The organism is Streptomyces sp. NPDC107522, from assembly GCF_055657525.1.
This window is the reverse complement of the sequence record NZ_JBVKAU010000020.1, coordinates 152,034-158,743: the sequence shown is the minus strand read 5'-3', so window position 1 is coordinate 158,743 and position 6,710 is coordinate 152,034. Positions and strand designations below refer to the sequence as shown.

8 protein-coding genes are annotated in these 6,710 nt (G+C 67.9%); 4 read left to right on the top strand and 4 right to left on the bottom strand.

All coding sequences use genetic code 11. The features are described from left to right. Positions 1-400 precede the first annotated feature (400 nt). Positions 401-1,051, bottom strand: coding sequence for a DNA-3-methyladenine glycosylase (locus ACZ7L6_RS38435; RefSeq protein WP_471932284.1), 651 nt, complete (start codon positions 1,049-1,051; stop codon positions 401-403). 139 nt (positions 1,052-1,190) lie between these two features. Here ACZ7L6_RS38435 and ACZ7L6_RS38430 point away from each other — a divergent pair, with 139 nt between their 5' ends. The 3 genes from ACZ7L6_RS38430 to ACZ7L6_RS38420 all read left to right on the top strand — a co-directional run bounded on the left by ACZ7L6_RS38430 (position 1,191) and on the right by ACZ7L6_RS38420 (position 3,208). Then, complete coding sequence (locus tag ACZ7L6_RS38430; RefSeq protein WP_471932282.1) at positions 1,191-1,973, top strand: sporulation protein; 783 nt, start codon at positions 1,191-1,193, stop codon at positions 1,971-1,973. 42 nt (positions 1,974-2,015) lie between these two features. Further along, positions 2,016-2,555: a YbhB/YbcL family Raf kinase inhibitor-like protein gene (locus ACZ7L6_RS38425; RefSeq protein WP_471932280.1), complete on the top strand. Its 540-nt coding sequence runs from the start codon at positions 2,016-2,018 to the stop codon at positions 2,553-2,555. Positions 2,556-2,701: 146 nt separating this feature from the next. Next, the gene (locus tag ACZ7L6_RS38420) at positions 2,702-3,208 is read left to right on the top strand and encodes an HNH endonuclease (RefSeq protein WP_471932278.1); all 507 of its coding nucleotides are present in this window, start codon (positions 2,702-2,704) and stop codon (positions 3,206-3,208) included. A 116-nt stretch (positions 3,209-3,324) separates the two neighbouring features. On the opposite strand, the gene ACZ7L6_RS38415 is transcribed toward ACZ7L6_RS38420, so the two are convergent. The 3 genes from ACZ7L6_RS38415 to ACZ7L6_RS38405 all read right to left on the bottom strand — a co-directional run bounded on the left by ACZ7L6_RS38415 (position 3,325) and on the right by ACZ7L6_RS38405 (position 5,744). Next, positions 3,325-4,278, bottom strand: a complete 954-nt coding sequence (locus tag ACZ7L6_RS38415; RefSeq protein ID WP_471932276.1) for an SPFH domain-containing protein — start codon at positions 4,276-4,278, stop codon at positions 3,325-3,327. Positions 4,279-4,409: 131 nt separating this feature from the next. Beyond that, on the bottom strand, positions 4,410-4,841 hold the full coding sequence (locus ACZ7L6_RS38410; protein WP_471932274.1) for an NfeD family protein: 432 nt from the start codon (positions 4,839-4,841) through the stop codon (positions 4,410-4,412). 105 nt (positions 4,842-4,946) lie between these two features. Further along, complete coding sequence (locus tag ACZ7L6_RS38405) at positions 4,947-5,744, bottom strand: ABC transporter ATP-binding protein (protein ID WP_398820879.1); 798 nt, start codon at positions 5,742-5,744, stop codon at positions 4,947-4,949. A 154-nt stretch (positions 5,745-5,898) separates the two neighbouring features. Between ACZ7L6_RS38405 and ACZ7L6_RS38400 the strand changes: the two genes are divergently transcribed. After that, entirely contained in the window at positions 5,899-6,687 is a 789-nt protein-coding gene (locus ACZ7L6_RS38400; protein ID WP_471932272.1) for a hypothetical protein, read from the top strand. Positions 6,688-6,710 lie beyond the last annotated feature (23 nt).

Below are 6,710 nucleotides of genomic sequence, written 5' to 3'. Positions count from 1 at the left end.
GGGGTATCAACATATCTGGCGTTGACTTTTGGCACGCTGTTGAGTTCTCAAGGAACGGTCGCTTCCTTTGTACTCACCCTCTCGGGCTTTCCTCCAGGCGCTTCCCTTCGGTCTTGCGTTTCCGACTCTATCAGATCTTTTTCGGATCCGATTCCCTGTCGGCGGGATGTCGGGAGGCTCTGGGCTTTCGCCCGTCGGCCTTTCGACATTCACTACGTTAGCCGATTCCCCCGCCCGATTCATAATCGGGATCGGCGGGCTCGAATTCAGGCATGCGAGCACACCAGAATTGACCCCGCTGAGGGGTTCTCGTAGGTAGTGGGTTCGCCGCTCCGGCTGCTGACTAGCGCAGTACCCGGTTCAGCGGCTCGGGCTACGTTACGCGCCTCGCAAGGGCGCGTCAACTTCGGCGGCGCCTCGGGACGTGGGCCCGATAGGGGCTCACCGTGGGGTCGTTGGCGATCCAGAAGCGCCAGGGGTGAATGTCCCCGTTGCCGCCGTCGCCCGCCACGCCGGTGCGGGGGCCGTTGCGTACCTGGTCGGAGGGCACTGGGGTGCCGGTGAGGATCCTCAAGGGTGTCTCGCCGGAGGCGCAGGCGTCCGTGCCGTCCAGGGCCCGGTCCACGCCCAGGGCGGTGGCCAGGCGGGCCGGGCCTTTGGCCAGTTCCTTGTCGTTCCGGGCCGAGAGTCGACGCTTGCGGGCGAGCTCGGCGCCCTCGACGATCTCGCCGGCCCGGAGGAGGACCGCGCTCGCCTGACCGTCGGGGCCGCACACCAGGTTCATGCAGTGCCACATGCCGTAGGTGAAGTAGACGTAGACATGTCCGGGGGGACCGAACATCACGTCATTGCGGGGCGTGCGGCCGCGATAGGCATGGGAGCCGGGGTCGTTCGGGCCGTCGTAGGCCTCGACCTCCGTGAGGCGGAGGGCGATCGGACCGTCCGGTGTCGTGCGTACGAGGATGCGGCCCAGGAGGTCGGGTGCGACCTCCAGGACGGGCCGGTCGAAGAAATTTCTGGGGAGGGGCGTACGGTCGGGGGTCACGATCATGCCGTCCGAGGGTAGTGCAGACGGGTGGTCGCAACGGGGTGGTCAGAGGGCCTGCGCCTTGCCAGTGTGGGGCGCGGAACCGGCCACGGCCGGATCGCGTTTGTAGGGATCAGGGATCCACTCTGAGAAGAGGAGAGTCATGGCGTTCAAGAAGCTGCTCGCGAGCCTGGGGGCCGGCGGTGCTTCGGTCGAGACGGTGCTGACTGAGGTCAACGTCGTTCCGGGCGGTGTCGTCCAGGGTGAGGTGCGGATTCAGGGCGGGTCCGTGAACCAGGACATCGAGGGACTGGCCGTCGGCCTTCAGGCACGTGTCGAGGTCGAGAGCCAGGACTCGGAGTACAAGCAGGACATCGAGTTCACGAAGGTGCAGCTCGGTGGTGCCTTCGAGCTCCAGGCCCAGGCCGTGCACGGGGTGCCCTTCACGCTGGACATTCCGTGGGAGACGCCGATCACCATGATCGACGGGCAGGCGCTGCGCGGGATGAACATCGGTGTGACGACGGAGCTGGCGATCGCTCGGGCCGTGGACTCCACCGACCTGGACCCGATCAACGTGCACCCGCTGCCCGCGCAGAAGGCGATCCTCGACGCCTTCATCCAGCTGGGCTTCCGCTTCAAGAACGCGGACATGGAGCGCGGCCACATCCGCGGTACGCGGCAGAAGCTGCCGTTCTACCAGGAGATCGAGTTCTTCCCGCCACAGCAGTACCGCGGTATCAACCAGGTCGAGTTGAGCTTCGTCGCGGATGAGCACGCGATGGACGTCGTCCTCGAAATGGACAAGAAGCCGGGGCTGTTCAGCGAGGGAAGCGACACCTTCCGGTCGTTCCAGGTGGGTCTGAACGACTTCCAGGGGACCGACTGGGCGGCGTACCTCAACCAGTGGCTGTCCGAGGTCGGCAGCAAGCGCAACTGGTTCTAGGCTCGGAACTGCTGATTCCACTGTTCGTCAGGAGGTATCGAAGTGACCGAGCTCAAGAGGCGGCCGCTGCCCCACGACTTCCATCCGCCCGTGCCGTCCTTCACGGTCGTGAGCGAGGACGTCGAGCACGGCGGGACCCTCAAGGACGCTCAGGTCTACGCGGCCGGCAACACCTCGCCGCACCTGCGCTGGGAGGGCTTCCCGCCCGAGACCAAGAGCTTCGCCGTGACCTGCTACGACCCGGACGCCCCTACGGGGAGCGGGTTCTGGCACTGGGTCGTGTTCGACATCCCCGCCTCGGTGACCGAGTTGCCGACGGGTGCGGGCAGCGGCAAGTTCGAGGGACTGCCGGAAGGTGCGGTCCAGGCTCGTAACGACTACGGGTCGAAGGACTTCGGCGGTGCCGCGCCGCCGGCCGGGGACGGGCCGCACCGCTATGTGTTCACGGTGTACGCCGTGGACCAGGAGAAGCTCGGTCCGGACGCGGACGCCAGCCCGGCCGTCGTCGGGTTCAACCTGCGGTTCCACGCCATCGCGCGTGCCCATGTGATCGGTGAGTACGAGGTGCCCGCCGAAGCCTGACGTTCATGGAACGTTTGCCCGCCCCTGGTCTTGGAAGTGATCAGGGGCGGGCATTTTTTATTTCGTTGTCCATCTCGGCGTGCCCGGCCAGAGTTGATCCCAGCCCGCCAGGGGGTGGGCAGGTGCACACGGGAGGTGGGCTGGTCATGCGGGACACGCTGGTACTGAATGCGAGCTTCGAGCCGCTGTCGACGGTGACGTTGAACCGAGCCGTCGTTCTGGTGCTTCAGGACAAGGCCGTCGTCGAGCAGGCCCACCCCGAACTGCGGATGCGTGGAGCCGCCGTCGACATACCGGCGCCCCGGGTGATTCGGCTCTGCAGGTACGTACGGGTGCCGTTCCGAAGACAAGCGCCGTGGTCGAGGCGGGGTGTTCTGGTGCGGGACCGGCACCGGTGCGCGTACTGCGGGCGCCGGGCCACGACCGTGGACCATGTGGTGCCGCGGTCGCAGGGTGGGCAGGACACGTGGCTGAATACGGTGGCCTCTTGTGCGGAGGACAACCACCGGAAGGCCGACAGGACGCCTGAGGAGGCCGGTATGCCGCTGTTGCGGGAGCCGTTCGAGCCGACGCCTGCGGATGCGATGTTGCTGGCGCTGGGGGCCGACGATCTTGCTGCGCTGCCGGATTGGCTTGCACTGGACGCGGCCTGACCAGTCGCCGTAGGGCCATGTGTGGTTCGTGGGCTGCGGGTTCGTGGTCGCCCCTGAGGCACGTCTGGGCCCGCCTTCCTGAGAAGGCGGGCCCGTTGTCGTACGGCAATCCTGTGTCAGTCGATCGACGGCTTCTCTCGGCGTTCCGTGCCCGTGCCGCCGTTGCCGGAGGCTCCGTTGCCTGAACCGCCGCCCAGGCCGCCCAGGTTGCCCATCGCGCCCGACAGGCCCTTGAGGGCGTCGCCGATTTCGCTGGGGACGATCCAGAGCTTGTTGGCGTCGCCCTCGGCGATCTTCGGGAGCATCTGGAGGTACTGGTAGGACAGGAGCTTCTGGTCGGGGTCGCCTGCGTGGATCGCTTCGAAGACCGTGCGGACCGCCTGGGCCTCGCCCTCGGCGCGCAGGGCGGCCGCCTTGGCCTCACCCTCGGCGCGGAGGATCTGGGACTGCTTCTCACCTTCTGCGGTGAGGATCGCGGCCTGGCGCGTACCTTCGGCGGTGAGGATCGCGGCGCGCTTGTCACGGTCGGCGCGCATCTGCTTCTCCATCGAGTCCTGGATGGAGGTGGGGGGTTCGATCGCCTTCAACTCGACGCGGTTGACTCGGATGCCCCACTTGCCCGTCGCCTCGTCGAGGACGCCGCGCAGGGCCGCGTTGATCTCCTCGCGGGAGGTCAGGGTCCGTTCGAGGTCCATGCCGCCGATGATGTTGCGGAGCGTGGTGACCGTGAGCTGCTCGATGGCCTGGATGTAGCTGGCGACCTCGTAGGTCGCGGCCCGGGCGTCGGTCACCTGGTAGTAGATGACCGTGTCGATGTTCACGACCAGGTTGTCCTGGGTGATCACCGGCTGGGGCGGGAAAGGCACGACCTGTTCACGCAGGTCGATGCGGTTGCGGATGGTGTCGATGAACGGCACCACGATGTTGAGGCCCGCGTTGAGTGTCCGCGTGTAGCGACCGAAGCGCTCGACGATGGCCGCGCTCGCCTGCGGGATGACCTGGATCGTCTTGATCAGGGCGATGAAGACCAACACCACCAGAATGATCAAAACGATGATGACCGGTTCCATCGTCGTTCCCCGTACCCTTCTCCGCCGCGGCGTCTTCGGCAGATCTTATGGTTGTTGAAGATCTTGCTGGTCGAGTCTGACAGACCGTCGTGTGGCTCGTGTGCTGTTCGCGCCACTTACGTCGTGCGAGGTCACATGACGATCGCCGTGGCCCCCTCGATGTCCACGACGTCCACTTCCTGGCCTACTTCGTAGGCGCGGTCGGTGTCGAGGGAGCGGGCCGACCAGACCTCTCCGGCGAGCTTGATACGGCCGCCGGAGGCGTCGACGCGCTCCAGTACGACGGCCTGTTTGCCCTTCAGTGCCTCGATGCCGGTGGCGAGTTGGGGTCGCTGCGCGCGATGCCGGTTGGCGATGGGCCGTACGACGGCGATGAGTGCGGTCGAGACGACGACGAAGGCCACGACCTGGACGACGGCGTCACCGCCGAAGATGCCGGCGATCACCGCGGCCGCGACGGCGCCCACCGCCAGCATGCCGAGTTCGGGCATCGCGGTGATCACGAGCCCGATGCCGAGCGCTGCCGCGCCGATCAACCACCAAACCCACGCGTCGATTTCCACATGGTCATGGTAGGGCTGCGGGCCCTGTCGCGGACAGGGCGCCGATCAGTTTGAAGGGCCTTCTTACCGGGGATTCGCCGAGGTTTCGCGGGGTGAAGGGCGGGGTCAGGAGAGGGGGAGGCCCTGTGCGGTCCAGCGTTCGCCGACCTGTTCGACGACGAGGGGGAGGCCGAAGCAGAGGGAGAGGTTGCGGGAGGTGAGTTCGAGCTCCAGCGGGCCTGCGGCGAGGACCTTGCCCTGACGGATCATCAGGACGTGGGTGAAGCCCGGGGGGATCTCCTCGACGTGGTGGGTGACCATGAGCATCGAGGGGGCGATCGGGTCGCGGGCGAGGCGGCCGAGGCGGCGGACGAGGTCCTCGCGGCCGCCGAGGTCGAGGCCGGCGGCGGGCTCGTCGAGGAGGAGCAGCTCGGGGTCGGCCATCAGGGCGCGGGAGATCAGGGTGCGCTTGCGCTCGCCCTCGGAGAGGGTGCCGAACTTCCGGTCGAGGTAGTCGCTCATGCCGAGGCGGTCGAGGAAGGCGCGGGCGCGCTGCTCGTCGATCTCCTCGTAGTCCTCGTGCCAGGTGGCGGTCATGCCGTACGCCGCGGTCAGCACGGTCTGCAGGACGGTCTGGCGCTTGGGCAGCTTCTCGGTCATGGCGATGCCGGCCACGCCGATGCGGGGGCGCAGCTCGAAGACGTCGGTACCGGGCTTGCCGAGGGTCTCGCCGAGGATGGTGGCGGTGCCCGTGGTCGGGTAGAGGTAGCTGGACGCGACGTTCAGGAGGGTGGTCTTGCCGGCTCCGTTGGGGCCGAGGATGACCCAGCGCTCGCCCTCCTTGACCGACCAGGAGACCTGGTCCACCAGAGCCCGGCCCTCACGGACCACGGATACGTCCTGAAGCTCCAGAACATCGCTCATGAGCGCGTTGTCTCCCCTTGCAGTGTGACCGGTCTCGGCGTCTCGGCGGCTAGGCGTCTCGGTGGTCGCGTGCGCCTGTGGGCGCAGCCCTCAACGAAATCTACGCCACCGGTCCAGCGGTTCATTCCATCGGTCCGGTCCTTAGGGTGGGGGCATGCTCTCGGAACCACGTTCAGGACGCCTTGCGGCTTGGGGAAATGCCCTTTTGGCCGGACTTGTCTCGCCGGATGACGCTGTGCTCGAGATCGTCGGGGACGACGCCGTGCACCGGGTGGAGGGGCTGCCGGGTGAGTCGGCGCCCGTCGGGCTCACGCTGGCGCTGGGGCGGTTGCGGGCGCTCGGGGTGAGCGGGCTGCGGGTCGCGCTGCCGGCGCCGGGGCATCCGCTGGGGCTGAGCGGGCCGCCGGAGTTCAACGCGCGGGCGTTGGATGCCGAGGAGGCGGTGATCTGTCACGGCGCCGCGTTCGGGCTGGTGCCGGAGGTGTACGAGGCCGGGCCCGACGGTGATGTGCATGTCGAGGTCGTGTGGCATGTGCTGGGTGTGCGGGAGGCGCCGCCTGCGGATGTGCCGTCGTTGGGTGAGGCCGAGCGGGAGCTGGCGGAGGCGCTGCGGGAGGCCACCGAGGTGTTGTCGCGGCTGGATGTGGCCGGGTCGGGGCCGGTGGCGGAGGCGGCGATCGATGCGTATCGGGCGCGGGCCGAGCGGGGGCGGGAGGTGTTGGCGCCGGGGTATCCGCCGCGGGCGGTGCGGGTGCTGGAGCTGGCGCAGCGGGTGGGGTTGTTGATCTCCCTTGCCTACGGGAACTGGCACGGCGGGGCCACGAGCGCGTCCGAGATGGCGGCACGGTCCGAGGCGTTGCGGCCGGTTGAGCGGACTGCTCGGCGGGCGCAGGTCGCTGCGTACAACGCGTATGTGGAGGAGCGGGAGAGGGGCGTGCGGTGAGCGGCGGCTGAGCTGGTGCCGGC